A 25855-nucleotide genomic window follows, 5' to 3' on the forward strand; every position below is an offset into this window, starting at 1 on the left:
CTCTGACGCAATGCGTTTCCGCGTGTGGGGATTCAGAAATTTTCGGCTGGGCCGCTAAGTGCGGTTCCCGCCGTCCATGGACCTCAGGACGGAGAGCGCGACGGGGACGGCAACATCAACTGTGAAGTAACAGGTTTCGTGCTTTCAGGAGAGCGGCTACCCACGATCTATGTCAGCGGCGACAATGCCTCGCTAGACGCAGTGGCGCAATTTTCACGCAAGTTCGATGGCATCGACGTCGCAGTGCTCTTTGCTGGTGCTGCACGGGTCTCCACTAAATTCAGCGGTCGCCCGTTATCCCTCGACAGCAGAGGTGCAGCAGCTGCAGCCGCCATTCTCGGGGCAAGAATTGTGGTGCCCGCTCACTATGATGGCTGGGCTCACTTCTCCGAAGGTCGCGCCGACATTGAGCACGCCTTCTTCGAAGCAGGGCTTTCCCAACGACTGCACATAGCTGAGCACGGGAACTGGATACCGCTAGCGGACCGATGATTGCGTCCGAGTGTAAGTGAGCACCGGGCGATTGGCCCATGGCACCAGTCGTTGTTATGGCCGGCCCTTCGATACCAAGGTTCGTCAACACCGAGGGGCCAAAAGGGGAATCTCCAGCGCTGACCTATTCGCCTTCGGGAAGCCTGATAGACCCGGATTTGGATCACGTCACGAAACGGCGCCGGTCCGGATGGCTCCCCTGGGCGTTCCTGTCTAGCGTCGCTGGCCGTGGCCGTGGCTGTGGCGGTGGAGGAAGGAGTTCACTCGCCAGGCGAATTCCTGTGGGTCGGAGGCAGGGCCTTGTGGTGCGTGCCGGGCGGGGTGCGCGAGCGGGCTGAGCCCGAGGTCCACTGCGGCTTTGGATGCCCGCAATGATGCGGCCGAAAGGCCTTCCCAGCGGGTGAGGAGTTCTCTTAGTGCCGCGTCGACGTCGTCGTCGGCTATCACTGTGGTGATGAGGCCGATTTCGTTGGCTTGCTGGGCGGTGAGCAGCCGTCCTCCGTAGAGCAGGTCTTTGGTCCTCGACGGGCCGATCCGCAGAGACATCCTGTTGGCGAAGGTCGCCGGCACCAGGAGGCCGAGTCGGGCTATGGGCATGCCGATTTTGGCGGAGTGGTTCATGAGTTGAAGGTCGCAGGCCAGGGCGAGTTGGCATCCTGCCCCAGTCGCGAAGCCTTCAATGGCGGCCACAGTCGGGACGGGAAGGTCCTCGATGGCCTGAAGAGCCGCTTCCATGCCGGCGAAGCTGGCGCTGACGGCGTCGGGGGAGGCCCCTTCCCATTCCCTGAGGTCTGAGCCGGAACAGAACACGCCTCCTCGGCCGCGGATGACGACGGCTCTGAGCGCCTCGTGTTCAGCCAATGAGATGGCTGCGTGTTCCAGGGTCTCCCATTCCTGCTGTCCGAGGGCGTTGAAGCGTTGGCCTGTTCCGATGGTCAGGGTCGCGACGGATCCGGAGTCGTCGAGGGTCATGGTGTCCAGGCCGGCCGGGCTCGGTGAGGTCATTGGACTTCACCGGCTTCGCGCAGGGAGGCTATGCGGTTTGTACTGAAGCCAAGTCCGGACAGGATGTCATCAGTGTGCTGGCCCAGCAGGGGCGGGGCGGTCCTGATGGAGGCGGGGGTGCGGGTGAGCCGGACCGGACAGCCGACCATTTTCAGCGCCCCGACGGTGGGGTGCTGCAGTTCTGCCACCATGCCCCTGGCGATGACCTGGGGGTCTTTGAGGGCCTGGTCGACGGTCTGGATGGGGCCGACGGGTACGCCGGCCAGGTCCAGGGCACGTACCCATTCGTCGGTGGTCCTGGTGAGCATGATCTCCTCGAGAAGGGGGATGAGGGTGGTGCGGTGCGCGACCCTGGACGGGTTGCTCACGAACCGCTCGTCGGCCGCCAGATCTGCGCGGTTCAGGGCGGAAGTGAGGCTCCTCCACATTCTGTCGTTTCCCACGGCGACCATGACGAACCCGTCGGCGGTGGCAAATGCCTGGTATGGGGCGATGGTGGGGTGCGCCGAGCCGTAGCGTTTCGGTGTTTCGCCGCTGGCAAAGTACCCGCTGGAAACGTACGTCAGCCAGGAAACGGAGCCGTCGAGCAGGCTGATGTCAACCCATTGGCCCCGCCCGGTGCGCTTTTTCTCGTGCAGCGCGGCCAGGACGCCGATGGTGGCCCACATGCCGGCGACCAGATCGGCGCTGCTGACGCCGACCCTGACCGGCGGACCGTCCGCTTCGCCGGTCACGCTCATGATGCCGCTCCGGGCCTGGGCAATCGCGTCGTATCCGGCACGCAGGGCATCCGGGCCGGTCTGTCCGTAGCCGCTGATGGACGCGTAAACAAGGCCGGGATTCTCCTTGGATAGGTCCTCGTAACCCAGGCCAAGGCGGGCCGCGGTTCCGGGCCGGAAATTCTCTACGAGCACGTCCGCCTTCAGCGCCAGTTGGCGCACGGCGGCCAGGCCTTCGGCTGACTTCAGGTCAACGGCCAGGCTGCGCTTGTTGCGGTTGACGGAAAGGAAGTAGGCAGCTTCTTCGCCTTGGAAGGGCGGGCCCCACTGGCGGGTGTCATCGCCTTGGCCGGGCTGCTCGATTTTGATCACGTCGGCGCCCAGGTCCGCCAGGGTCATGGTGGCGAAGGGGCCCGAGAGTATCCGGGTCAGGTCCAGCACCAACAGGTCCTGCAAGGCTCCGCCGGACACCTCCTCGGAGGGAGCAACAAGGGGGCTCAGGTCCGGTGCTGGTTCCTGAAGACCGCCACTGCGGGCACTCGTGTCCTGGACGCTTTCTTCTTGGATGCTCATACGGGGTTTCCTACGGCTTTCGGGGTCGTGGCGGCCAGGGCGTGTGCGGCCTTGGGCAGCAGGATCAGGGCGGCCATGCTGACGATGGTGCAGATGATGATGTAGATCGAGATGGCCGTGGAATCCCCGTAGTGCTCCAGAAGGGCGGCGGCAATCAGTGGCGCCGGGCCGCCGGCGACCACGCTGGCGAGCTGGTAGCCCATGCCGGCACCCGTGTAGCGGATATCCGGATCGAAGCTTTCGGCAATCAATGCTGCCTGCGGTCCGTACTGCATATCGTGGAGAACCAGGCTCACGACGACGGCAATTCCAACCAGAAGGGCATTGCCGGTGTTGAGCAGGCCGAAGTAGGGGAAGGCGAACAACGCGGTCAGGATGATGCCGGTCCCGTACACCCGGCGGCGGCCGAAGCGGTCCGAGAGCCGCCCGAACAGGGGGATGCTGATCAGTCCCAGTGCGGCCGCGATGAGGGTGTCATCCAAAATGGAGTTGCTGTTGAGCTTCAGCTGCTTGACGGCATACGTGAGCACGAAGGTGATGAACAGGTAGAACGGCGCCTGTTCGGAAGTCCGCAGCAGGGCCGAAAGCAGGATCTGCTTCGGCTGGCGTCTGATGGCCTCCAGGATCGGGCTCTTGACCACCTTGTTCGATGCGCGGACGGCCTCAAATTCCGGGCTCTCGACGACGCGCAGCCTCACGAACATGCCGACGCCGATCAGCACAATGCTGAGGATGAAGGGAATCCTCCAACCGAAAGCGGCGAATCCTTCCGCGCCCGTGACGCCGGAGGTGAGGCGCACAACTCCCGTGGACAGAACAAGGCCAAGCGGCACGCCCATCTGCGGCCAACTGGCGGACAAGCCCCGTCTCTTCTGGTTTCCCCATTCCATGCTGAGCAGAACGGATCCTCCCCATTCCCCGCCGACGCCGATGCCCTGGATAATCCGCAGCAGCACCAGCACGATGGGAGCGGCGACGCCGATGCTCTGATACGTGGGAAGGAGTCCGATCAGTACCGTGCCGAAGGCCATCAGGAACAGGGTTGCCATCAGCGTGGTCTTACGGCCTATGCGGTCACCGTAGTGGCCGAAGATCGCAGCTCCCACCGGACGTGCCACGAAGCCGACAAACTGGGTGCCGAAGGCCGCCAGAATGCCGGCAAAGGCAGATTGGCCTGGAAAGAACAGCTGCGGAAAAACAAGGGCCGCCGCAGTTCCGTAGAGGAAAAAGTCGTACCACTCAATAGTTGTTCCAACCACGCTGGCCACGGTGGCACGCCGTACGGCCTGCTCCCGGGTCACTTGCTGAACAGTCATCGTCGCTCCATTGGTCTGATGTTCCGGGCGTGGTGCCCGGTGGGGGTATTGGGGTTGTGGCTTTGCGTCTTAGGGAATTTATCGAGTTCACCGTTGGAGGGCCGCTGGGGCCGCCCGGGGCGGGAAATCCGATGTGATGTTGATTACCCTAGCACTGGACTAGCCTCTAGTACAGTGAGTCACCTTGTCAATGCTCCTCCGTGTATTCTTATTACTCAGAGGACTATGTGAGGAGGTATGAGTGCGCGAGACTGCACAATCTGATCCGTTGGCGCGTGTTTCCCGGCCCCGCCTGTACGAACAGCTCGTGACGCAGCTCCTTGGCTATATTGAGTCTGCCCAGCTTGGTCCGGGTGATTTGCTGCCCGCCGAGCGGGATCTGGCGGAGCGGCTCGGAGTGTCGAGGGCCACGCTGGTCCAGGCACTGGTGGCACTGGAGGTTCTGGGCGTCATCGATGTGCAGCACGGCACCGGCGCCGTCCTCGTCTACCGGCCCAGCATCGCCACCGTGATCAGAAGCCTGAGGGAACACAGAAGCAGGCTTCCCGAGATCGTCGAAGCCCGAAGCACCCTCGAAGTGAAACTCGCCGGACTCGCCGCGGTCAGGCGCACCGATGCAGAGATGGAGGCAATCGACTCGGCGCTGCAGGTGATGGCTGATGAGATCGCCAAGGGAGGCAAAGGCCTGCACGGCGACGAACTATTCCACCAGGCTGTCACGGCTGCGGCCCATTCATCGGTGATGGCCCAGCTGATGACTTTCATCGCCGAGATGATCCTCGAAACACGTCTAGAGTCCCTGGGACAGCCGGGGCGGCCCGAGCAATCACTCGCTTCCCACCGCAAGATAGCGGATGCGATCCGTGCCCAGGACCCCGAAGCCGCAGCGGAAGCGATGCTTACGCACATCGAGCTTGTCTCCGACGTCGATCTACTCAGGTAGCGATCATCCGCGGGCACTCCAGGTTCGGACGTTTTGGCGCGTTGGCAGGTAACGGCTGAACAGTCCTCTGGCGGTGCCGGGCTACGTCGGAATGTGGGCCTTATTGTGAAGGCTGATCAACTTCCAGGGAAGGCGGCTGGGATGGCCGGCGGTGACGTCAAGTGATGCCTCGACTCGTCCCAGGTCCTCCGCCAGGAGGAGGGTGCCGGTGGCGATACGGGCGTTGTTGGAGGCGATGACCCTGCCGTTGGGTCCAAGCAGGACGACCGCAGGTTCGCGAAGTTGAAGCGTCCGGAGAAAGACTCTCTCAAGCTTCGCGAGGGTCAGATCACATCCGAGGACGTGGACGCCCTGTGGGGTCGGAGCTAGAACACAGAGGGTGATGATGTTGACGTTGATGCCGCCGAGGTCAACGTAGGGGCCGACTGCCACAGACCGTCCCGTGGAGACGGGGAGAGTAAACCATTCGCGGGTTGTGTAGTCGTAGTAGTTCAGCGAGTCCGGGTTGAGGTCGTGGGTGACGAAGCGGGGGTCGCCCTTGGGTTGGCCCCTCCACCATTCCAGCCAATGCGGAGCCTCGGGGAGGCTGCCAGGGGCAAAGGCGATCCCGGCGCCGTTGATGAGGTCCGAGTTCTTTTTGATGAAGTCCGCCAGCTCTTCTTTGAGGAAGAGGAACTCGCTGCGGCGCAGTTCTCCGGGCGCGGCTTTAGCTGCGGCCGTAACAGAGTCTGCGATGTTTTCCAGATCGGTGAACAGGCCGTTGATGCTGGAGGAGAGCGTGCCGGCGGTCCCCTCGAGGGCTTCCATCACTGGCTCCATGTCACGCACCTTCCTCTGCCCGCATCGTCAGCCCGAGGTGTTGTTCTATCAAATATTCCATCTCGCTTCTGCTGTGGTGCTCAGCTGCGTGGGCCGCGGCGTCGGCGTCCCTGCCCCTGATCGCATCGACGATTGCCATGTGCTGTTTCACCAGTGAGTTCTGGCTCCCGGAGTGAACCGGGATGCCCCACCAAAGCGTCATGAGCTCGGCTTCGAGTTGAAGCGCGGCCGAGGTCAGTCTGCTTGACTGTGCGGCGATGCTGACGGCCACGTGGAAGCGGCTGTCCATTCGGCGACGGGCACGTTCATCGACGGTATCCCGGTGGCGCTTTGCCAGGCTTTCCAGATCCTCAATGTTTTGCGGATCTGCGCGGCTGGCCGCAAGCCGGGCAGACATTGACGCGATAGCGGCCCCCAAATCTCCCAGATCCCTGAGGGCTTCGGTGCTCGTCTCCTTGAGCTTATGCTGCAGTTGCGTGTCGGTAAGGTCGATCTGTTCGGAACTGAGGGCCAAAAGTTCGGCTACCTCTACGACGTAGAGCTACACACCACGCTGTATAACACGTACCTTCCCGGCACGGTGGTGCGCTGGGAGACGCTGAAGACACGCGGCGACGCAACCTGCGGCTTCCGGATCGAGGTTTCCGACGAGGCAATCGCGGCAGCGGCAGCCGCCGGAACGCCGAGCCTTCCATGAGGACCATCCGATCCCGGGAACGGATTCTGTGATTTTCGCTGGATCGGGACGGGCATACTCAAGCCAACTGAAGACGGCCCAAAGCCCGTTCTGACTCCAGAAGCGATGGCCAAACAGAACGCTGACTCATTCGTAACCCGGAATGACCGTGCGAGGTCCTTTGGGTGATGGAAGGTTCAATTTCCAGCCCACACGACCACGGAAGCCAATGTTGCCGGTCCTACTAGGTCCGCAGGTCAGCAGCGCCCCGCTCCAGGCTCGATTCTTCCGTATATCTTTTTCCCAACTCAACGAGGAGTGAACAGCATGCAGCAACTCGCGCACCGGCTCGCGCGTCTGGGCACCGAGACCGCCTTCAGCGTCGCCCAGGCCGCGGCCGCCTGGAAGGCAGAGGGGAACCGTGTGTTCCCCTTCCATCTTGGTGACATCAACATCCCGACGGCCGGGAACATCGTGGAAGCAATGAACAGGGCGATCGCGGACGGCTACACGGGCTACTGCCCGGGCCCGGGTATCCCGCAGCTGCGTGAAGCACTGGCCGAGGACATCGGCTCGCGCCGTGGCATCGAGTTCTCGCCCGACAACGTGGTGGTGATGACCGGCGGGAAGCCGGTCATCACGAAGTTCCTGCAGGCGGTCATGAACCCTGGCCAGGACGTGCTCTACCCGAACCCCGGCTTCCCGATCTACGAATCGCAGATCGAGTACCTTGGCGGCACGGCCGTGCCGTACCGCTACCTGCCCACGAGCACGGGCTTCTCGATCGACCTCGACCAGGTGCGCTCATCGATCACTCCGAACACCGTCGCCATCATCTACAACGACCTCCAGAATCCGATCTCGGCGGAGTCGACGGCGGCCGAGCGGGAGGCCATCGCACAGTTCGCGATAGAAAACGACCTGTGGGTGCTCTCCGACGAGGCCTACTTCGAGACCCGCTACGAGGGGGTCTCCAGCTCGATCGCATGTCTTCCGGGCATGGCCGAGCGCACCGTCATCCTGTACACATTCAGCAAGAAGTTCGCGATGACCGGCTCACGCCTCGGCTGCGCAGTCGCACCGCTCGAGATCGCCAAGGTGCTCAGCACGCTGAACACCAACGACGAGTCGTGCACGACGCACTACGTGCAGTGGGCCGGCGTCGAAGCGCTCCGCGGCCCCCAGGAATCCGTGCAGCAGATGCTTGACGTCCTGCAGAAGCGTCGGGACACTGCATGCGAGCTCGTGAACTCCGTCCCGGGCATGCATGTCGCCGTGCCGCAGTCGACGTTCTGCCTATTCCCTGATGTCACCGACGCAATGGAACGCATGGGATACACAGCAGTCGGAGACTTCGCCACCGATGCCCTGTACAAGACCGGCGTCTCCTTCTGCACGCGTGAGCACTTCGGCCGTCGCCTCCCCGGTGAAGAGCGGCAGTACATCCGGCTCGCCTACTCGGGCATCGAGGTAGCGGACATCAACGACGGTCTCGGTCGCCTGCGCGAGTGGATCGAGACGGCATGAGCCGGGTAGTCGTCACGGGACGCATACCCGAAACCGCAATCGAGAAGCTTCGCGCCGAGCACGACGTCGATGCATGGACGGGTTCGGAGTCGATCGGCCGCGAGGAGCTCCTGCACCGGGTGGCCGGGGCAGACGCCGTGGTGAGCCTGCTCACCGAACGCATCGACGCCGAGCTGCTCGACGCCGCCGGCCCGCAGCTCAAGGTCGTCGCGAACGTGGCCGTGGGGTATGACAACATCGACGTCCCCGCCTGTACGGAACGGGGCATCGTGGCCACCAACACGCCGGGGGTGCTCACGGAGGCAACCGCCGACATTGCCATGGGCCTCGTCCTCATGGCGACCCGCCGGCTCGGCGAGGGGGAGAGGCTCATTCGCTCCGGCCAGGCCTGGAAGTGGGGGATGTTCTTCCTGCTCGGGTCCAGCCTGCAAGGCAAGACCCTCGGCGTCGTCGGTATGGGCGGCATCGGCCAGGCGACCGCGCGCCGGGCCAAGGCCTTCGGCATGGACGTCGTCTACCAGTCGCGCAGTGAGCTCGATCCGGCGATCGCAGCGGAACTGGGCGCCCGGCGGGTCGATCTCGACGAGTTGCTGACCGTGTCCGATGTCGTTTCGCTGCACTGCCCCTACGGACCTGCCACGCATCGTCTGATCGGCGCGGAACAACTCGCGGCGATGAAGAACTCGGCGTACCTCGTCAACACCGCGCGCGGACCGATCATCGACGAAGCGGCGCTTGCTGCCGCGCTCCGCGACGGCGTCATCGCCGGCGCCGGGCTGGACGTCTTCGAGCGCGAGCCCCAGGTCCATCCCGAATTGCTGGACCTGGAGAACGTGGTGCTAGTGCCGCATCTGGGCTCCGCCACGGTGGAGACGCGCACCGCGATGGCGATGCTCGCCGCCGACAACGCCCTCGCCGTGCTCAGCGGCGAACAACCGCCCGCACCGATCAACTAGCGGCAATGAAAGCCCAGCCTGCCAAAGTTTTTCAGATCGATGAATGATGAGGTTCACATGTCCCAGGACGCCAATGGATCGACGACCACCGCTGCACCCGCACCTGACGGGACAAGCAACGGCGATGCCCTCGAAAACCTTCTCCACGAGAACCGGAAATTCGCGCCCACCGCGGAATTTGCCGCCAACGCAATAGTCGGCGCCGAAGCCTACGCGGAAGCAAATGCGGACCTCCCCGCGTTCTGGGCCAAGCAAGCCCGCGAGCTCCTGGACTGGGACACGGACTTCGGCCAGGCCCTGGACTGGTCCAACCCGCCGTTCGCCAAGTGGTTCGTCGGCGGCAAGGTCAACGCGGCCTACAACGCCTTGGACCGGCACGTCGCGAACGGGCTCGGGGACCGTGTGGCGATCCATTTCGAGGGCGAACCCGGCGATACGCGCTCCTACACCTACGCGCAGCTGACCGAGGAGGTCAAGAAGGCAGCGAACGCCTTCGAGTCCCTCGGCGTGGCCAAGGGCGACCGCGTTGCCGTGTACCTGCCCATGATCCCCGAGGCCGTGATCACGATGCTGGCCTGCGCCCGGATCGGCGCCGTGCACTCCGTGGTATTCGGCGGCTTCTCGGCCGACGCCCTGCGCTCCCGGATCGATGACGCCGAGGCCAAGCTTGTGGTCACCGCGGACGGCACCTACCGGCGCGGCAAGCCCAGCCCGCTCAAGCCCGCCGTGGACCAGGCCCTGTCCAAAGAGGGACATTCGGTCCGGAACGTCGTGGTGGTCAAGCGCAACGGCCAGCCGGTGGACTGGCACGAGGGCAGGGACCAGTGGTGGGAGGACACCGTCGGCGCCGCCTCGGGCGAGCACACCGCCGTCGGGCATGACTCCGAGCACCCTTTGTTCATCCTGTACACCTCCGGGACCACGGGCAAGCCCAAGGGCATCCTGCACACCACCGGCGGGTACCTGACCCAGACCGCGTACACGCACAAGGCGGTCTTCGACCTGCACCCGGAGACGGATGTGTTCTGGTGCACCGCCGACGTCGGATGGGTCACCGGCCACTCGTACGTCGCCTACGCCCCGCTGGTCAACGGCGCCACCCAGGTCATGTACGAAGGCACCCCGGATTCCCCGCACCAGGGCCGCTGGTGGGAAATCGTGGAGAAGTACAAGGTCTCCATCCTCTACACGGCACCCACGGCGATCCGGACGTTCATGAAGTGGGGCCGGGAGATCCCGGCCAAGTACGATCTGTCCTCGATCCGGGTCCTCGGTTCGGTGGGTGAGCCCATTAACCCCGAGGCCTGGATGTGGTACCGGGACGTCATCGGCTCCAACGCCGGGAAGAACGGCGAGAAGAAGGAGAACCCTGCCCCGATCGTGGACACGTGGTGGCAGACCGAAACCGGCGCCCAGATGATCGCCCCGCTGCCCGGCGTCACGGCCACCAAGCCGGGCTCGGCGCAGGTCCCGCTGCCGGGCATCGCGATCGACGTCGTGGACGAGGCCGGCGAGTCCGTCCCGGACGGGCACGGCGGCTACCTCGTGGTCCGCGAACCCTGGCCCGCGATGCTCCGCGGCATCTGGGGAGACCCCGAACGGTTCAAGGACACCTATTGGTCCCGCTTCGAAGGCATGTACTTCACCGGCGACGGCGCCAAAAAGGACGAAGACGGCGATATCTGGCTGCTGGGCCGGGTGGATGACGTCATGAACGTCTCCGGGCACCGGCTCTCGACCACCGAAATCGAATCCGCCCTCGTCTCCCACCCCGCCGTCGCCGAGGCCGCCGTCGTCGGGGCCGCCGACGAGACCACCGGCCAGTCCGTGGTCGCGTTCGTGATCCTGCGCGAGTCCGCCCCGTCGGGACAGGACAGCGGCGACGCCACCGTCGCCGAACTCCGCAACCACGTCGGCAAGGAAATCGGCCCCATCGCCAAACCAAAGCACATCCTGGTGGTCCCCGAACAGCCCAAGACCCGCTCCGGGAAAATCATGCGCCGCCTCCTCAAGGACGTCGCGGAAGGCCGCGAAGTAGGCGACGCCACCACCCTCTCCGACCCCACCATCATGCAGCGGATCATTACGGAGCTTCCGAAACAAGCCAGCTCTATCTACGAACCTCAAACCCCATCTAGCTTGAGCGGAAGGAATCCTCATATGCAGCTAACAAGCGGCGCGTAACCGGTAGGCCGCCCCTGCTGAATCGCACATATGTAACATGAATACTGCCATTAGGCCGCAGCGGGAGAGTTCAGCACACCCAGGCGCCGGCGGCCAGGAGGATCCGCAGTGCTTCCCTGAGGCCCTCGGACCTGGGGCTGACAAGTTCGGTCGTGGCCATTCCCCAGGACGGTCCGGGCGGCGGCGACGGCGTCGATCGCGCCGGATTTGCCGTGGGCGCGGCCGGATCGCTCCGGGGCGCCCCGGCTTCCGAGCTACGTGCCGAAGCCTGCTTCGCTACCTACTACAACGCTTGCGTGGACCACAGTTGCGGGGCGATCTTCACTCATGGCCGCGCAGGTCGTAGCCCGTCCAGCTTGGACTAGCGTCGGTGCGGGGAGCCGAGTTCGACGGGTTCTTCGTCGCTGAGGTAGGCGGCTTCCGAGTGGGCCGCGATGTCGATGCCGCGTAGTTCATCTGCCTCGTGGATACGCAGGCCCATCGTGATGTTGAGGACCTTGGCAATGACCCAGGTGACGATGAAGGAGTAGCCCAGCACGGCCAGGGTTGCGATTGTCTGGATGCCGAGCAGGCCGAAACCTCCGCCATAGAGCAACCCGTTGACCTTGTTCGGGGCGGCGTCCGTGGCGAAGAACCCGATGAGCAACGTTCCGAGGATGCCGCCGACCAGGTGGACGCCGACGACGTCGAGTGAATCGTCGAAGCCCAGTCGGAACTTCAGTTCAATCGCCAGGGAGCAGACGGCACCTGCGATCAAACCGATGGCGAGGGCACCGAGCGGGCTGACGGCGCCGCACGCGGGAGTGATGGCGACAAGGGCCGAGATCAAGCCGGAAGCGGCGCCCATGCTGCTGGCGCTGCCGAGCCGAATGCGTTCCACCAGCGCCCACGCCAGGAGACCCGCACAAGCGGCGACGGCGGTATTCAGGAACACCACGGAGGCTGACTGCCCGGCCGTGAGCGCCGAGCCTGCGTTGAAGCCGAACCATCCGGCCCACAGGAGTCCGGCGCCGACCAGTACCAGCGGCCTGCTGTGGGGTTTGGTGTGTTCGCTCTTGGGCCAGCCGGCGCTGCGTCCGAGGACAAGTGCGAGTGCGAGGGCGGCGATTCCGGCGTTCATGTGAACGGCCGTTCCGCCTGCGAAGTCGATGGCTTTGAGGTTGTTCACGATCCAGCCGCCGGTCACTGAGCCATCCGCCGAGGTGAAGGCGAATACCCAGTGCGCGACAGGGAAGTAGACAAGGGTTGCCCACAGGGCGGCGAAGGTCATCCACGCACCGAATTTCATTCGTCCGGCCGCCGCTCCGGCGATGATCGCCGTCGTGATTCCGGCGAAGAACAGTTGGAAGGCGGCGAACAGGGCGGCAGGTATGGCGGCGTTCGGGTCCTCGGCCAGCAATTGCTCCATGCCGAAGTATTCCGTGATGTTGCCGATGAGGCCGGCACCGCCGACGGAGTTGCCGAAGACCATCGAGTAGCCGAATACGGCCCAAAGCACTGCGACGATGCTCATTCCGCCGAAGCACATCATCATCATGTTCAGGATCCTTCGCGATCCGACCATGCCGCCGTAGAACAGGGCAAGGCCCGGAATCATGATGCACAACAATGCGCTTGCGGCGAGGATCCAGGCGGTATCTCCAGAATTCATGGAACTCCAATCAGAAAGGGGTTGGGGTCTGACGGCGATAGGCGCAAGGCTGCGCACGAAGTAACCGTGAGATGAAACCATGATTCATGACAGTGAACGATTGCGGGTTTCGCTTGCGTTACATTTCCGTTGCAATCGACGGCGGATCGCGACATGAGGATTTAACGTTCCGAGCGCACGGCTGTAACATCACTTTGACTACTGTAGTTCAACAGCGTTTCCCCTTAGGTAACACCAATTGAACAGGACAGTTCCGATGACAAGTGTCGCAACCCCTGAAGTATCAACTGAAAGCCCAGTGCCGACCGAGACCCCGGCCCAGGCCGGACAGATTTCCCTCGCGGACATCGCGAAGGCCCATGACGTGCGCTTCCTGCTGGCCACCTTCGTGGACATGACCGGCAAGCCCTGCGCCAAGCTGGTCCCGGTCGAAGCCGCGGACGAGCTCGAGGCTGGTGCGATGGGATTTGCCGGGTACGCGGCCGGTCTGATCGGCCAGAAGCCGCAGGATTCGGACCTCATCGCCGTTCCGGACCTCGCATCCTTCACGCCCGTCCCATTCATCAAGGAGGGCCTGGCGATCATCCACTGCGATCCGCATGTTGACGAGAAGCCGTGGCCCTACGCCCCGAGGGTCATCCTGAAGAACACCTTGGCCCGCCTGGCCGGGAAGGGCATGCAGGCCAAGGTTGGCGCCGAAGTGGAGTACTTCCTGGTCAACAAGAACCCCGATGGCTCCCTCAGCACTGCCGACGTCCGCGATGATTCGCCGCGTCCCTGCTATGACGCCCGCGGCGTCACCCGCATGTACGAGCACCTGACGTCCATCTCCGAAGCGATGAACGGCTTAGGGTGGGGCAATTACGCGAACGATCACGAGGACGCCGCCGGGCAGTTTGAACAGAACTTCAATTATGCGGACGCCCTCACCACGGCCGACCGCGTGGTCACCCTGCGCTACATCCTGAACATCCTTGCCGAACAGCGCGGCATGACCGCCACGTTCATGCCCAAGCCGTTCACCGACCGGACCGGCACCGGCCTGCACTTCCACCTGTCGCTGTGGTCCGGCGGTCACGCGCTGTTCCCCGGTGAGGACGATGGTTCGGACGACGGCGGCAGGGGACTTGGGCTTTCCGACCTCGCCTATTCGTTCATCGGGGGGATCCTGGATCATGCGCCTGCCCTTCAGGCGTTCCTTGCCCCGACGGTCAACTCCTACAAGCGATCGGGCGCCACCACCAGTTCCTCCGGAGCAACCTGGTCACCGCGCAAGGCCTCGTTCGGGGGCAATGACCGCACCCACATGATCCGGGTCCCTGACGAAAAACGGATCGAGCTCCGTTCCGGCGACGGCTCCGCCAACCCGTACCTGGCCATCGCCACGGCCATCGAAGCAGGGCTCGACGGCGTCACGAACCGTACCGACCCCGGCGCACCGTCCGGACCCGGCGAAGCGCGCAAGGGTGCCCACCTTTTGCCTGCAACGCTCCTGCACGCCGTCGAGGCACTGCGCCGGGACCCGGTGATGCTCTCGAGCCTGAGCGGCGATGTGGCGATCGGCGAGTACTACGCCGACGCCAAGGAAGAAGAGTTCCTGAGCTGGCATAACCAGGTCAGTGACTGGGAAATCCGCACGTACCTGACCTCGATCTGATATCCCTCCACCTAGCAAAGGACACACCAATGTGCGGAATTGCCGCGCTGCAGCTGCGCAACCCCTCGCTGCATCCCGAAATGGGCAGTCTCCTGTCCTCCATGATGTGCCAGATCGTGGACCGCGGACCGGACTCCGCCGGCCTGGCCGTCTACGACACCCCTGGCCTCGTTTCCAAAGGCACCTCCACCCTCAGCCTCCTCGGCAAAGACCAAGGCCTGCCGCTCGACGACATCACCGCGTCACTGGAGAACCTGCTGTCGGCGTCCGCGGCCCCGGACGTCAGGGTGGTCGGCGACACCACCCTGGTGAGCGCCGCCGTCGGCACCGATTTGCTGGTGAAGGCCGTGCGCGAAACCCTCCCAAGTTCCACCATCATCGGCCGCGGCGAGCACGTGGCCGTCATGAAGAGCGTTGGCCACCCGATGCACATCGCCGCCGAGCACGGACTGGAGGCCATGGCCGGTAGCCAGGGTCTGTCCCACACCCGCATGGCCACCGAGTCCGCCGTCACGGCCGGCGGGTCCCACCCCTTCTCAGTGGCAGACGACCTGTGCCTGGTCCACAACGGGTCCTTCTCCAACCACGCCACCATCCGCCGGGAGCTCAAACGCGAAGGGGTCGTGTTCGACTCCGACAACGATACCGAAGTCGGCGCCCGCTACATTGCCTCACGCCTGCAGCAGGGCGACGATCTGGAAACGGCACTCACCAACCTCGGAAAAGTCTTCGACGGCTTCTACACCCTGGTGGTCACTACCGCGGACAGCATGGCCGTGGTCCGGGACCCGATCGCCTGCAAGCCCGCCATCATCGCCGAAACCGGCGACTACGTGGCCATGGCGTCCGAATACCGTGCCCTGGCAGCCCTGCCCGGCATCGAAACAGCCCGCATCTTTGAACCGGAACCCGGAAAGGTCTACACATGGTCACTCTGACAGCCCCCGAAACAACAACCCCAACAACCACAATTGACCTGGCCGACAGCCCGGTCCGGGACCTCAACCGAGCCCTGCATGAGGCCGCCGACGGCCAGTCCTGGACCGTCGCCAACCCCGGCGGCAAGCACAGCCTCGCCGTCGGAATCGACGCCGACATCAGCGTCACCATCAAGGGCCACGCCGGCTACTACGCCGCCGGGATGCACAAAACGGGCACCGTGACCATCAGCGGCAATGCCGGCGTCGGACTTGCGGAGAACATCATGTCCGGAACGGTGCACGTGCGAGGAGACGCCTCCCAATCGGCGGCGGCCACCGGACATGGCGGGCTCGTGGTCATTGACGGCAACGCCGGGGCCCGCTGCGGGATCTCGATGAAGGGCGTGGACATCGTCGTCGGCGGGAACATCGGCCACATGTCCGCGTTCATGGCCCAGGCCGGTCGGCTGGTGGTCTGCGGAGACGCCGGCGAAGCGCTCGGTGACTCCATCTACGAAGCCCGGATCTACGTCAAGGGAACCGTCACTTCCCTGGGCGCGGACTGCATCGAAAAGCCGATGAACATCGAACACCTTGAGGAACTCGAAGGGCTGCTCGCCGCCGCCGGGCGCACCGACAACCCCGAGGACTTCAAACGCTACGGCTCGGCACGCAACCTCTACCACTTCAGCGTCCACAACTCGACGTCGTACTAAAGGACACCCCCATGACCATCACCTCACCGCCCCAGGACACAGTCCCCGCCCCAAGCATCCCCGCCCAGCGCACGGAGGAGCTTGGCCTGCGCGAATCCGCCACCTTCGACCGCGCAACCATCGCCGACATCCAGCGGGCCGCCGCAACCGGTGTCTACGACATCCGCGGTTGGGGCGCCAAGCGCAAGGTCCCGCACTTCGATGACCTGCTCTTCCTCGGCGCCTCGATGTCCCGCTACCCGCTGGAGGGCTACCGCGAAAGGTGCGACACCGACGTCGTCCTTGGCGACCGGCACGCCTCCCGGCCGCTGCACCTGCAGACCCCGGTCACCATCGCCGGGATGAGCTTCGGCGCGCTGTCCGCCAACGCCAAGGAGGCCCTGGGACGCGGCGCCAGCGAGGTGGGAACCTCCACAACCACGGGCGACGGCGGCATGACGCCCGAGGAGCGCGGCCAGTCCAAGCACCTCGTTTACCAGTACCTGCCCTCCCGGTACGGCATGAACCCGGACGACCTTCGCAAAGCCGACGCGATCGAGATCGTGCTCGGCCAGGGCGCGAAGCCCGGCGGGGGAGGCATGCTGCTGGGCCAGAAGATCACCGAGCGGGTCGCCGGTATGCGTACCCTGCCGGTGGGTATCGACCAGCGCTCCGCCAGCCGTCACCCGGACTGGACCGGGCCGGACGACCTGGAAATCAAGATCGGCGAACTCCGCGAGATCACCGACTGGAAGACGCCGATCTACGTCAAGATCGGTGCTTCCCGCCCGTACTATGACACCGCCCTGGCGGTTAAGGCCGGAGCCGACGTCGTCGTCGTCGACGGAATGCAGGGCGGCACCGCCGCCACGCAGCAGGTCTTCATCGAAAACGTCGGGATCCCGACCCTGGCCGCCATCCCGCAGGCGGTCCAGGCGCTGCAGGAACTGGGCCTGCACCGCAAGGTCCAGTTGATTGTTTCCGGCGGCATCCGCACCGGAGCCGACGTCGCCAAGGCCATGGCCCTGGGCGCGGACGCCGTCGCGATCGGCACCGCCGCGCTGATTGCGCTGGGGGACAACGACCCCCGCTACGCCGCCGAATACGCCGCCCTGGGATCCGCTGCAGGGTTCTACGACGACTTCCAGGACGGACGCGACCCCGCCGGCATCACCACGCAGGATCCCGAACTCTCCTCGCGGCTGGACCCGGTGGCCGGTGGGCGGCGCCTGGCCAACTACCTGCGTGTCCTGACCATGGAAGCGCAGACCATCGCCCGGGCCTGCGGCAAATCCCACCTGCACAACCTCGAACCCGAAGACCTCGTGGCACTCACCATCGAAGCCTCCGCCATGGCACGCGTGCCCCTGGCCGGAACCAACTGGATTCCCGGAGCGAAATAATGCCGGAGTCCTCTGAATACGTCGTGGTCGGCGCCGGCCTGGCCGGCGCCGCCACGGCCTGGCAGTTGGCCTTGCGCGGCCACGACGTGACGATCCTGGAACGCACGCAGCCGGCCAGCCACGACGGCAGTTCCCATGGGTCCGCCCGGATCTTCCGCTACGCCTACCCGGATGAGTTCTACACCCGGGCGGTTCTGGAGTCCAAGGCCTTGTGGGACGAACTGGACCGGGCCAGCGGGCTGGAACTCATCACCCCTTGCGGGGCGGTCGACTACGGCCCCGAGCGGCAACCGGAGCACCTGGCCCGGATCCTCGCGGAGGCCGGCGTCGAGCACGAACTCCTCAGCGCCGCCAAAGCGCGGGAGCGCTGGCCACACATCGCCTTCGACACCGCCGTGCTCTGGCACCCCGGTGCAGGCGTGATCGACGCCGAGAGTGCAGTCAACGCCATGATCGGACAGGCCGTGAAGCACGGCGCCAGGCTGCTGACCGGATGGAACGTCTCGCGCGTGGAGAAGCGGGGATCCGGCTACCGTGTGGTTTCCGACGGGTGGGAGACGCTCGACGCCGGCAACGTCGTCATCAGCGCCGGCGGCTGGCTGCCGTCACTGCTGGGACAATTGTCCCTTCCCACCGGGTTCCTGGCCAGGCTGCCGGAGTTCACCGTCCGGCAGGAACAGGCCTACCATTTCCGCTACCGCTCCGACGGCGGTCCATGGCCCACGTTCATCCATAAGAGTGCGGACATCCAGACATACGGGCTGCCCGGAGGACGGGACGCCGGCTTCGCCGGACAGAAAGTCGCCGAATACAACGGCGGCAAATTCATCCCCTCGGCGGCTGCCCAAACCGGCCTCGTGGACCCGGCGAACCGGAGGCGGGTCGTGGATTACGTCCGGAAGTACTTGCCTGGCCTGGATCCCGAGCCGTACGCCGAAACGACCTGCCTGTTCACCAATACCCCGAACGAGGACTTCGTCATCGACCGGACCGGCGGCCTCACCATCGTGTCTCCTTGCTCAGGGCACGGCGCGAAATTCGCGCCACTGATCGGGCGGTGGGCTGCCGACGTGGCTACCGCGGGGGATGTCCCCGCCCGATTCCGTCAGGCGACCGCCAAATCGGCGCCGACTGAACTGTTCAGTAACTAACCTTCTACAGGAACGGGACGAGCCCAGTGACCTCTTCGCCGATCAAAGCGGCAACCAGCACCGTATCCGGCCTCATGCGGGACATCTCCGGAGTCGGCAAAGACCAGTACCGCGGCGGATACTCCCGGCCGGTCTTCTCCCATGCCGAAACCGAGCTGCGGAGCTGGTTCATCGAGCAGGCGGCCCGGCGCGGACTGGACGTCGCTACCGACGGGAACGGGATCGTGTGGGCCTGGTGGGACACCGCCACCGGCACCCGCGCGGACGCCGTCGTCACCGGCAGCCACCTCGACTCCGTTCCCGGCGGCGGTGAGTACGACGGCCCGCTGGGTGTCGCCTCGGCGCTGGTCGCCGTCGACATCCTCAAGGCGCGCGGCATCCGCCCGCGCCGGCCGCTGGCGATCGCAGTGTTCCCCGAAGAGGAGGGCTCCCGCTTCGGCGTCGCCTGCCTGGGTTCCCGGCTTCTCACCGGTGCTCTCGATCCGGACAAGGCCCGCAACCTCAAAGACGCCGACGGGAACACCTACGCCGACGTGGCCGCAGCCAACGGGCAAGACCCCCGATTCATCGGCGCGGACCCCACGACCCTCCAGCAGCTGGGCATGTTCGTTGAACTGCACGTCGAACAGGGACGGGGACTGGTCGACCTGGGCCGGCCGGTGGCCATCGGATCGTCCATCCTGGGCCACGGCCGGTGGAAGCTCTCCGTACATGGCGAGGGCAACCACGCCGGGAGCACGCTTATGAAGGACCGGAAAGACCCGATGATCGCCGCCGCCAAAATCATGATCGGCATCCGCGACACGGCCAGGAACTACAGGGACGCCCGCGCGACCGTCGGGCGCCTCCAGCCGGTCCCGGGAGGCACCAACGTCATCGCCTCCCGCGTCGACCTGTGGATCGACGTCCGCCACCCCAGGGACGAAGTCACCGCCGCCCTGGTCGAATCCATCCACCTCAACGCACAGGTCATCGCCGCCGAAGAAAACTGCACTGTCACCTTCGGCACTGAATCGCTCAGCCCCACAGTCCACTTCGACACCGGCCTGCGGGACCAGCTCCAGGCCCTGCTGCCCGGTGCGCCGGTCCTGGATACCGGGGCCGGCCACGACGCTGGAGTGCTCGCAACCCACATCCCAACCGCCATGCTGTTCGTCAGGAACCCCAGCGGCATCTCGCATTCCCCGAAGAGCTTGTGGAGGACGCGGACGCGGACGCCGGGGCACATGCGCTCGTGGACGTCCTCCAGGGCCTGTTGGGCGAAGCCCGCTCGATCGGATAGAAGCCATGGCTGCCGCCTATGATGGCTGGGTGAGCAATCAGACTGGCGGGGAGACGGATGTGACGGCAAAGGTCGAATCAGACGGTGTGGCCGGCAAACTTGAACGCATCATTGCCGCCCAACTCCGCCACTACCGGACAGGCCAGGGACTCTCGGCCGCGGAACTTGCCACCCGGACCGGCATGTCCAAGGCGATGATCTCCAAGATCGAGTCAGCCAGCACCTCGTGTTCGCTGACGACCCTGCAGCGGCTGGCAGACGGACTCAAAATACCCGTCACCGCGCTGTTCCGGGGCGCAGACACCGACCGGGACGCAACGTTCACCAAGCACGGCGAAGGCAGCCTGACTGTGCGCAGCGGAACCCAGCACGGTCACGAATACCGCGTGCTGGGAACCCTCAAAGGACGCACCGACGCTCTCGAACCCACGCTGGTCACGCTGACCGACGCCTCGGATGTCTTCCCGCTTTTCCAGCACCCCGGCACGGAATTCATCTATATGCTCTCCGGAAAGATGGTCTACGGCCACGGCGCCTACGAATACACCATGGAAGCAGGGGACTCTCTCCTCCTCGATGGCGAAGGACCCCACGGCCCGCTGGAACTGCTGGAACTGCCCATCAGGTTCCTGGCCATATCCGCAAAGTAACAGCCTAGGCCGTGTATTGACGCGTAATTCCGAAATGTTCTAGACAGCCCGGTCGGCGCCCGCCGGATCCACCATCGTTGCTATCGCCCCGGATGCGGGGACCAACTACCTCAGCAAAGCGTTCAACGACCTCTGGCTGGCAAAGAACGGTATTTCTCTGGGCGCGCGAGAATTTTCGATAGCTCCTTGAGGGCGATCACACCGTAAAGGCGTCTCACCAAAGTCCATGAGGCCTTACATGTCCGGGATGTTGCCCCAGAGGACGCCAGGTTTCAACGCTCTGGGCGCTCTTCCTCCCATTGGGTAACGTGGCCGGAAGGCCGGCATAGCGCCGGTGTTTGCAGAACGATGACCAGCATTAGGGGGCACCATGGCCGTTTTCGAATCAGTTTTGGACGCTATCGGGAACACGCCGCTTCTTCGGCTAAATCATTTGGCCGATGGGTTGCGCCCGCGGATTTATGTGAAACTCGAGTTCCAGAACATTGGAGGCAGCGTCAAGGACAGGGCTGCGCTCTCAATGATCCGGGCTGCCGAGAGCGAAGGGCTTTTGAAACCCGGGGGAACCGTCGTTGAAGGCACCAGCGGGAATACCGGTGTGGGCCTCGCCTTGGTAGCTGCACAGCTGGGGTATCGTGCCGTTGTGTTTGCGCCCAGTGCAACATCCGTGGAGAAAGTCCGGCTGCTTCGCGCGTACGGGGCTGAGGTCCATTTGGTCAGCGATTTCGTGCCCCGTGAGCATTCCGACCACCTTTCCAGCCGGGCCGCCAGCTTCGCTGCGGAGACGCCTGGAGCCTGGCTTGCCATGCAATACGACAACCCCGCGAATCCCGACGCGCACTTCCACAGCACGGGACCGGAGATATGGACGGATACAGAGGGGAGCGTGACGCATGTTGTGGCCACTGTAGGCACCGGTGGGACGCTCAGCGGCGTCGGCCGGTACTTGAAGGAGGTCGGCGGCGAGAGGGTGACAATCGTTGCTGCAGATCCCGAACATTCCGCGTATGGCGGCGGCGACGGGGCTCTTAAATACGTTGAAGGCGCTGGCCACGCTGTCCATCCTGATACGGTCGACGACATTTGGCCGCAATCCTTTGACACCCGTGTTGTGGATAGATACATACGCGTCAGCGATCGGGACTCCATTACAGCGGCACGCCGGGCTGCCCGGGAGGAAGGCCTGCTGCTTGGCGGTACCGCTGGTACGGCTCTTGCTGCTGCCCTGCGCCTTGCCGAAGAGCTCGATGAGCACCACACAGTGGTGGCCATAGTTCCTGATTCTGGCCGGAACTACCTCTCCACTTACTTCAACGATGATTGGGCCCGAACCACCGGATTCCTGGAATCGCCAGAGGCCGGAGGTACTATCCGCTCGCTCGTGCCGGATCTGCCGGGCGGTGTTTCGCTGCTTCCTGCCGATGTGAGTGTGGCTGAGGCGATCCGGACTCTCGAAGCACGGGGAACGAAGCATGCCGACCCCGTCTTCCTCGTGTTGGACAGAGGAGGGGACTTCGATGCGGTCCACCCCCGGGAAGTTGCGGCCGTCGTGACCCTGGACTCGCTCAACGGGTTGCTTCACGACGACGCCGGTGCCCGGCCAGGACCGGCAGCCCGGGCAGGCGTAACTTGGCGCACCGTCGGGATCGGGCAGCCCATCGCCGAGTTCGCAGACTCCGGTCCGCAGCAACGGTATGGAGTCAATGCGGTCCTGGTCGACGGCCGGATTGCTGCGGCGCTCCTCTCAATTCCTGAGTTATCAAGGTAGCGCCGGCCAACAGAAGACTAGGGCATTGCGTCCAGACGTCTGCACGAAATCCAGACGCTCACACCAGTGGCTGGCCCCAATTCAGTGCCGTTGCGTGCTTTGGCTGCCACCCGAGCGCCGGCGCAATGTTCATGGCGAAGTCCATGATGATCTGTAGGTAGTCCTCAATGGAGAATTCGTACGGGGCGGTTCGGCCAATGGACGGGTCATGATGCGACGCCCTTCTGGTGGTGTTGGACTCGGTGGGCGACGCTCTGCGGCGGCAGGCCCAGCGGGGAGACGGACGACTTCACGTTGACGGAGCTTACGCCCAAAGTCTCTGGATTTCTGCCTGTGAAGGGTCATGACCGTCCAAGACTTGGTGCCAGCAATCGAGGCGAGGTTCTCGCTACGCTGTGGTCCTATTCCGGCTAGCAACTACAGCGCATTACATAAGTTCGCGATTGCGGAGTGAGCGCCAAATAACAACGAAAGGCCTTCGGGCGCAGAAGCGCGCGAAGGCTTCCCCATCAGAAAGGAAGGAAAACATGACTAGGTTCGGGGCGAGGGCACGGCGCAAGTATCGCGTGGTGGACGTTCAGTATTCGACGCAGGACTGGTCGGCTATCAGGGTGGGGGAGAGTGTGGAAGTCCAACTTGCGACCCGTTTCTCCTACCACGGAAGTGTGGAAGCCAAGACGGCTGACTCCAAGATCGTTTGGGTGGTTAGCTCGTCCGGGCAGGGCCGTGCCATGTACACACATGCTGACGGCGTCCGGATAGCCACGGTGGAGGCGTGATGGACGGGGTAGTCGCGGCCGCACTTTTGCTCGTTGCTTTCAGCCTGCCTCTGCTCCTTGCCGTCGTGTGGGCGGCCTGGCCTTTTCTCGCGGAACTTATGGGCGTTCAGGAGGTCCCGGAGGAATCAACGGACACTGCTCGGCCCTCCGAAGACGGAGAAACCGTGGATGAGCACTTTTCCTTCTACTGGTACTACCCCTGAACCGGAAGACCCAGATGGGACTTCAACGTGTTTCCGGAATACTCTGTCCGGGCGAGCCCTCTCTCCTGAAGGAGCGGAATCACCTTGGACGTGAACAGCTCGAGGTCCTGGGGCAAGAGGGAGAACATCAGGTTGAAGCCGTCTGCGGCTCCGGAAGAGTGCCAGCGAGCCAGTGAATCCGCGACCTTTTCCGGTGTTCCGACGAAATCGTTGTTGCGTTTGTCACCCGTGAGGATCGAGTAGAGCTCCTTGAGGCTCACCTCGTTCTCCCTGCCCCGGATCTGCTCACCGGATGCCCTGAAGTCACTGCGGAGATCTGAGATGCCTAGGATGCCGGACTGCGCAACGCTGGTGTCCTCGCTGAGGGCAGAAAAATCGACGAGCCCACCGAAGTACTTCTGCAGAAAATCCAGAACCTGTTCCTCGGTGATGAGTGCATCCAGCTCGCGCACTCGCTCCAAGGCTTCCTCTTCGCTGTCGGCAACAACAGGGGAGATGGCCTGGTAGATGAAGAGTTCATCCGGGTTGCGGCCGAAGGCGGCGGCCTGGCTCCGGATCGCCGTGCGGAAAGTTGCAGCTTCGGGGATGTCACGATGGCTGGCGAAGATGGCGTTGGCGAAGCGAGCGCCCAAGCGCTGTCCGGGAATCGAGGAGCCTGCCTGGGCCAGCAGGGGTGAATGTTGGGGCGACGGTGCAATGTTCAGTGGCCCGGCAACACGGAAGAACTCGCCGGTGTGGGCCAGTTTCCGCAGTTTGTTCCGGTCAAAGAAGAGTCCGGAGGCCTTGTCATAAGGGAATGAACCGGGCGCCCATGAATCCCACAGGCCGCGCACCACTTGTACGAATTCTTCGGCGCGCCTGTACCGCAGCCCGTGGTCCAAATGGTCGGTTCCGCCGAAGTTTGCAGCCGTACTGTTGCTCAAGTCCCTCGTGGTGACGATGTTCCAGCCGACGCGTCCTCCGCTGATATGGTCCGCGGTCAAGGCAGCGCGGGCGAAGTTGAACGGTTCGTCGTATGACGTCGACGATGTCGCGATGAGTCCGATCTGGCTGGTTACAGCGCCCAACGCTGTCACCAGGCCAACCGGGTCGAAACGGTTGAGGATGCCCGGATTGGACGTTTCATCGATGGCCAAGGAATCCCCGAGGAAGACGGCATCGAATTTGGCAGCCTCAGCGATTCTCGTGAGTTCGAGCTGGTGTGCGAAATCGATGCTTGCTGGCGGATAGGCGGTGGGGTGCCGCCAAGACGCCAGATGGATCCCTGTCCCGACGAGGTAGGCGAAGAAGTGGATCTGGCGGTGTTCCCGACGTAGTGCTTCGGTCAAGAGTAACTCCTGGAATGTGGTGCGGATGAGCTCAGGGCACGGCAATCGCCGCGCCCTGAGATGTATCGGTACTACTTGCGCTCTGTGCTTCTATTTCTTGATACGGCTCTCTTCCGTTGTCAGAACGTCCTGAAGCCTCTGGGGGGTCCAGTCGGCCTTGAACTTGAGGTTGCCGCCATTCAGCTTGGTCACTGATGCTTCGACCTCAGGCGTGTGGTAGGCGTCAAGGATCGTCTTCCATCGGGGATCGTCCTTCTTGTCGGCCTTCACCACGAAGGCGTTGATGTAGGGAGCCAATGCCTCCGAGTCGAGGTTCTCCTTGAAGATGATCTTGTTGTCCCCAAGACCGCCCTTCTGCGCCTGCGTATTGTTGACAACAGCAGCGGCAACCGAGCCCTTGAGCGCGTTCACCGTTTGGTTGCTGTCTACGGGCACAACCTTGATCTTGCTGGAAGTGATTTCAGCCGGGGTTGAGAGAGTATTGCCACCGTCCTTGAGTTTCAGCAGACCCGCCGTCTGCAAGTTCAGAAGGGCCCGTGCCTGGTTGGTCGGGTTGTTGGGGATGGCAACCTCGGCATCGGCCGGCAGCTCAGAAACCGCTTTGTACTTCTCGGAGTACAAAGCCAACGGGTACACCGCTGTGGCGCCCACCGGCACCAGAGTGCCGCCGCTCTTGACGTTGAACTGGGAAAGGTAGATCAGGTGCTGGAACAGATTGATGTCGACCTGGCCCTGCTGGGTTGCGGTGTTGATTTGGGCGCCGTCGGTGAAGGTCTTCACCTCAAGGTCGATCCCCTTCTCCTTGAGTTTGGACTTGAGGATCCCCCAGTGTTCTTCTGCGCCGTCGTCGACGCCGATGACCACTTTGCTGTTCGCCGACGGTGACGCTCCACCCGCGGCGCCACCGCACGCACTCAGAGCCAGGGAAGTGACGAGGCCGACGGCGGCTATTAACAAGCGCTTTTTCATTGATGCTCTCCGAGATAAATGGTGCGAGTTCGGGCATATCGTGGCCCAAGCCCACGCTATGCACGGCTGCGGTGCACGGGCCAGCTCGCTGAAACAAGCAGTCGCCTACGTTCACCTTCCGCAACCCGAAGTCATTCACGGACATCCCGTTGGAAGTCCGTGCGCACGCGCTGTTGGATGGGCAGTCGA

General features: G+C 63.9%; 24 protein-coding genes and 1 pseudogene. 17 read left to right on the top strand and 8 right to left on the bottom strand.

Translation table 11 applies throughout. The annotated features are described in order from the left end of the window. The first annotated feature begins 24 nt into the window (after positions 1 to 24). Positions 25 to 492 carry an MBL fold metallo-hydrolase gene (locus ACX5I4_RS09835; protein WP_461836484.1) on the top strand — a complete coding sequence of 156 codons (468 nt, stop codon included), beginning with the start codon at positions 25 to 27 and terminating at the stop codon, positions 490 to 492. 213 nt (positions 493 to 705) lie between these two features. Here ACX5I4_RS09835 and ACX5I4_RS09840 read toward each other — a convergent pair whose 3' ends face one another. Genes ACX5I4_RS09840 through ACX5I4_RS09850 form a run of 3 tightly spaced genes read right to left on the bottom strand, consistent with a single transcriptional unit; the run spans position 706 to position 4105 of the window. Further along, positions 706 to 1497 carry an enoyl-CoA hydratase/isomerase family protein gene (locus ACX5I4_RS09840; protein WP_461836485.1) on the bottom strand — a complete coding sequence of 264 codons (792 nt, stop codon included), beginning with the start codon at positions 1495 to 1497 and terminating at the stop codon, positions 706 to 708. After that, positions 1494 to 2789: a CaiB/BaiF CoA transferase family protein gene (locus ACX5I4_RS09845; protein WP_461836486.1), complete on the bottom strand. Its 1296-nt coding sequence runs from the start codon at positions 2787 to 2789 to the stop codon at positions 1494 to 1496. Before ACX5I4_RS09845 ends, ACX5I4_RS09840 begins: the two co-directional genes overlap by 4 nt. Continuing rightward, positions 2786 to 4105, bottom strand: a complete 1320-nt coding sequence (locus tag ACX5I4_RS09850) for an MFS transporter (RefSeq protein ID WP_461836487.1) — start codon at positions 4103 to 4105, stop codon at positions 2786 to 2788. The genes ACX5I4_RS09845 and ACX5I4_RS09850 overlap by 4 nt, the downstream gene beginning before the upstream one ends. Positions 4106 to 4346: 241 nt before the next feature. Between ACX5I4_RS09850 and ACX5I4_RS09855 the strand changes: the two genes are divergently transcribed. After that, positions 4347 to 5048, top strand: a complete 702-nt coding sequence (locus tag ACX5I4_RS09855) for a FadR/GntR family transcriptional regulator (RefSeq protein WP_461836488.1) — start codon at positions 4347 to 4349, stop codon at positions 5046 to 5048. An 81-nt stretch (positions 5049 to 5129) separates the two neighbouring features. Here ACX5I4_RS09855 and ACX5I4_RS09860 read toward each other — a convergent pair whose 3' ends face one another. After that, the gene (locus tag ACX5I4_RS09860) at positions 5130 to 5867 is read right to left on the bottom strand and encodes a cache domain-containing protein (protein WP_461836489.1); all 738 of its coding nucleotides are present in this window, start codon (positions 5865 to 5867) and stop codon (positions 5130 to 5132) included. 1 nt (position 5868) lies between these two features. Then, entirely contained in the window at positions 5869 to 6381 is a 513-nt protein-coding gene (locus tag ACX5I4_RS09865; protein ID WP_461836490.1) for an FCD domain-containing protein, read from the bottom strand. On the opposite strand from ACX5I4_RS09865, the gene ACX5I4_RS09870 reads away from it, so the two are divergent. The 5 genes from ACX5I4_RS09870 to ACX5I4_RS09890 all read left to right on the top strand — a co-directional run bounded on the left by ACX5I4_RS09870 (position 6331) and on the right by ACX5I4_RS09890 (position 11575). Continuing rightward, a complete protein-coding gene (locus tag ACX5I4_RS09870) occupies positions 6331 to 6564 on the top strand; it encodes a hypothetical protein (protein WP_459343156.1) in 234 nt (77 codons plus the stop codon). The two genes, ACX5I4_RS09865 and ACX5I4_RS09870, sit on opposite strands and share 51 nt — an antisense overlap. Before the next feature lie 306 nt (positions 6565 to 6870). Continuing rightward, entirely contained in the window at positions 6871 to 8070 is a 1200-nt protein-coding gene (locus ACX5I4_RS09875; RefSeq protein WP_461836491.1) for a pyridoxal phosphate-dependent aminotransferase, read from the top strand. Continuing rightward, entirely contained in the window at positions 8067 to 9026 is a 960-nt protein-coding gene (locus ACX5I4_RS09880; protein ID WP_461836492.1) for a 2-hydroxyacid dehydrogenase, read from the top strand. The genes ACX5I4_RS09875 and ACX5I4_RS09880 overlap by 4 nt, the downstream gene beginning before the upstream one ends. A gap of 57 nt (positions 9027 to 9083) precedes the next feature. Beyond that, positions 9084 to 11210, top strand: a complete 2127-nt coding sequence (gene acs / locus ACX5I4_RS09885) for an acetate--CoA ligase (RefSeq protein ID WP_461836493.1) — start codon at positions 9084 to 9086, stop codon at positions 11208 to 11210. A gap of 152 nt (positions 11211 to 11362) precedes the next feature. After that, complete coding sequence (locus ACX5I4_RS09890) at positions 11363 to 11575, top strand: hypothetical protein (protein ID WP_461836494.1); 213 nt, start codon at positions 11363 to 11365, stop codon at positions 11573 to 11575. Here the strand turns inward: ACX5I4_RS09890 and ACX5I4_RS09895 are convergent. Then, positions 11572 to 12861, bottom strand: coding sequence for an ammonium transporter (locus ACX5I4_RS09895; RefSeq protein WP_461836495.1), 1290 nt, complete (start codon positions 12859 to 12861; stop codon positions 11572 to 11574). The genes ACX5I4_RS09890 and ACX5I4_RS09895 overlap by 4 nt on opposite strands. Positions 12862 to 13159: 298 nt before the next feature. Between ACX5I4_RS09895 and glnT the strand changes: the two genes are divergently transcribed. The 10 genes and pseudogenes from glnT to ACX5I4_RS09945 all read left to right on the top strand — a co-directional run bounded on the left by glnT (position 13160) and on the right by ACX5I4_RS09945 (position 23369). Further along, positions 13160 to 14518 (top strand): type III glutamate--ammonia ligase, encoded by a 1359-nt coding sequence (gene glnT / locus ACX5I4_RS09900; RefSeq protein WP_461836496.1) that lies wholly within the window; start codon positions 13160 to 13162, stop codon positions 14516 to 14518. A gap of 29 nt (positions 14519 to 14547) precedes the next feature. After that, the gene (locus ACX5I4_RS09905) at positions 14548 to 15456 is read left to right on the top strand and encodes a class II glutamine amidotransferase domain-containing protein (protein ID WP_461836497.1); all 909 of its coding nucleotides are present in this window, start codon (positions 14548 to 14550) and stop codon (positions 15454 to 15456) included. Beyond that, positions 15444 to 16154 (top strand): GltB/FmdC/FwdC-like GXGXG domain-containing protein, encoded by a 711-nt coding sequence (locus ACX5I4_RS09910; RefSeq protein WP_461836498.1) that lies wholly within the window; start codon positions 15444 to 15446, stop codon positions 16152 to 16154. The genes ACX5I4_RS09905 and ACX5I4_RS09910 overlap by 13 nt, the downstream gene beginning before the upstream one ends. Positions 16155 to 16165: 11 nt before the next feature. After that, entirely contained in the window at positions 16166 to 17536 is a 1371-nt protein-coding gene (locus tag ACX5I4_RS09915) for an FMN-binding glutamate synthase family protein (protein ID WP_461836499.1), read from the top strand. Further along, positions 17536 to 18687 (top strand): FAD-dependent oxidoreductase, encoded by a 1152-nt coding sequence (locus ACX5I4_RS09920; protein WP_461836500.1) that lies wholly within the window; start codon positions 17536 to 17538, stop codon positions 18685 to 18687. Before ACX5I4_RS09915 ends, ACX5I4_RS09920 begins: the two co-directional genes overlap by 1 nt. 74 nt (positions 18688 to 18761) lie before the next feature. Then, positions 18762 to 19969: pseudogene (locus ACX5I4_RS09925) on the top strand (allantoate amidohydrolase). Between the two features lie 29 nt (positions 19970 to 19998). After that, positions 19999 to 20619 (top strand): helix-turn-helix domain-containing protein, encoded by a 621-nt coding sequence (locus ACX5I4_RS09930; protein WP_461836501.1) that lies wholly within the window; start codon positions 19999 to 20001, stop codon positions 20617 to 20619. A gap of 370 nt (positions 20620 to 20989) precedes the next feature. After that, complete coding sequence (locus ACX5I4_RS09935; protein WP_461836502.1) at positions 20990 to 22387, top strand: PLP-dependent cysteine synthase family protein; 1398 nt, start codon at positions 20990 to 20992, stop codon at positions 22385 to 22387. Between the two features lie 527 nt (positions 22388 to 22914). After that, complete coding sequence (locus ACX5I4_RS09940) at positions 22915 to 23166, top strand: hypothetical protein (RefSeq protein WP_461836503.1); 252 nt, start codon at positions 22915 to 22917, stop codon at positions 23164 to 23166. Beyond that, a complete protein-coding gene (locus ACX5I4_RS09945) occupies positions 23166 to 23369 on the top strand; it encodes a hypothetical protein (protein WP_461836504.1) in 204 nt (67 codons plus the stop codon). Before ACX5I4_RS09940 ends, ACX5I4_RS09945 begins: the two co-directional genes overlap by 1 nt. On the opposite strand, the gene ACX5I4_RS09950 is transcribed toward ACX5I4_RS09945, so the two are convergent. Beyond that, complete coding sequence (locus tag ACX5I4_RS09950) at positions 23360 to 24697, bottom strand: LLM class flavin-dependent oxidoreductase (RefSeq protein ID WP_461836505.1); 1338 nt, start codon at positions 24695 to 24697, stop codon at positions 23360 to 23362. The two genes, ACX5I4_RS09945 and ACX5I4_RS09950, sit on opposite strands and share 10 nt — an antisense overlap. Before the next feature lie 90 nt (positions 24698 to 24787). After that, on the bottom strand, positions 24788 to 25666 hold the full coding sequence (locus ACX5I4_RS09955; RefSeq protein WP_461836506.1) for a MetQ/NlpA family ABC transporter substrate-binding protein: 879 nt from the start codon (positions 25664 to 25666) through the stop codon (positions 24788 to 24790). Positions 25667 to 25855 lie beyond the last annotated feature (189 nt).

The organism is Arthrobacter sp. MMS24-S77, assembly GCF_054888235.1.

Coding starts and splice junctions, on each gene's coding strand:
- ACX5I4_RS09840 (WP_461836485.1), bottom strand. CDS start 1,497: ATGACCTCACCGAGCCCGGCCGGCCTGGACACCATGACCCTCGACGAC.
- ACX5I4_RS09845 (WP_461836486.1), bottom strand. CDS start 2,789: ATGAGCATCCAAGAAGAAAGCGTCCAGGACACGAGTGCCCGCAGTGGC.
- ACX5I4_RS09850 (WP_461836487.1), bottom strand. CDS start 4,105: ATGACTGTTCAGCAAGTGACCCGGGAGCAGGCCGTACGGCGTGCCACC.
- ACX5I4_RS09860 (WP_461836489.1), bottom strand. CDS start 5,867: ATGGAGCCAGTGATGGAAGCCCTCGAGGGGACCGCCGGCACGCTCTCC.
- ACX5I4_RS09870 (WP_459343156.1), top strand. CDS start 6,331: ATGCTGCAGTTGCGTGTCGGTAAGGTCGATCTGTTCGGAACTGAGGGC.
- ACX5I4_RS09875 (WP_461836491.1), top strand. CDS start 6,871: ATGCAGCAACTCGCGCACCGGCTCGCGCGTCTGGGCACCGAGACCGCC.
- ACX5I4_RS09880 (WP_461836492.1), top strand. CDS start 8,067: ATGAGCCGGGTAGTCGTCACGGGACGCATACCCGAAACCGCAATCGAG.
- acs (WP_461836493.1), top strand. CDS start 9,084: ATGTCCCAGGACGCCAATGGATCGACGACCACCGCTGCACCCGCACCT.
- ACX5I4_RS09895 (WP_461836495.1), bottom strand. CDS start 12,861: ATGAATTCTGGAGATACCGCCTGGATCCTCGCCGCAAGCGCATTGTTG.
- ACX5I4_RS09905 (WP_461836497.1), top strand. CDS start 14,548: ATGTGCGGAATTGCCGCGCTGCAGCTGCGCAACCCCTCGCTGCATCCC.
- ACX5I4_RS09910 (WP_461836498.1), top strand. CDS start 15,444: ATGGTCACTCTGACAGCCCCCGAAACAACAACCCCAACAACCACAATT.
- ACX5I4_RS09915 (WP_461836499.1), top strand. CDS start 16,166: ATGACCATCACCTCACCGCCCCAGGACACAGTCCCCGCCCCAAGCATC.
- ACX5I4_RS09920 (WP_461836500.1), top strand. CDS start 17,536: ATGCCGGAGTCCTCTGAATACGTCGTGGTCGGCGCCGGCCTGGCCGGC.
- ACX5I4_RS09935 (WP_461836502.1), top strand. CDS start 20,990: ATGGCCGTTTTCGAATCAGTTTTGGACGCTATCGGGAACACGCCGCTT.
- ACX5I4_RS09940 (WP_461836503.1), top strand. CDS start 22,915: ATGACTAGGTTCGGGGCGAGGGCACGGCGCAAGTATCGCGTGGTGGAC.
- ACX5I4_RS09945 (WP_461836504.1), top strand. CDS start 23,166: ATGGACGGGGTAGTCGCGGCCGCACTTTTGCTCGTTGCTTTCAGCCTG.
- ACX5I4_RS09955 (WP_461836506.1), bottom strand. CDS start 25,666: ATGAAAAAGCGCTTGTTAATAGCCGCCGTCGGCCTCGTCACTTCCCTG.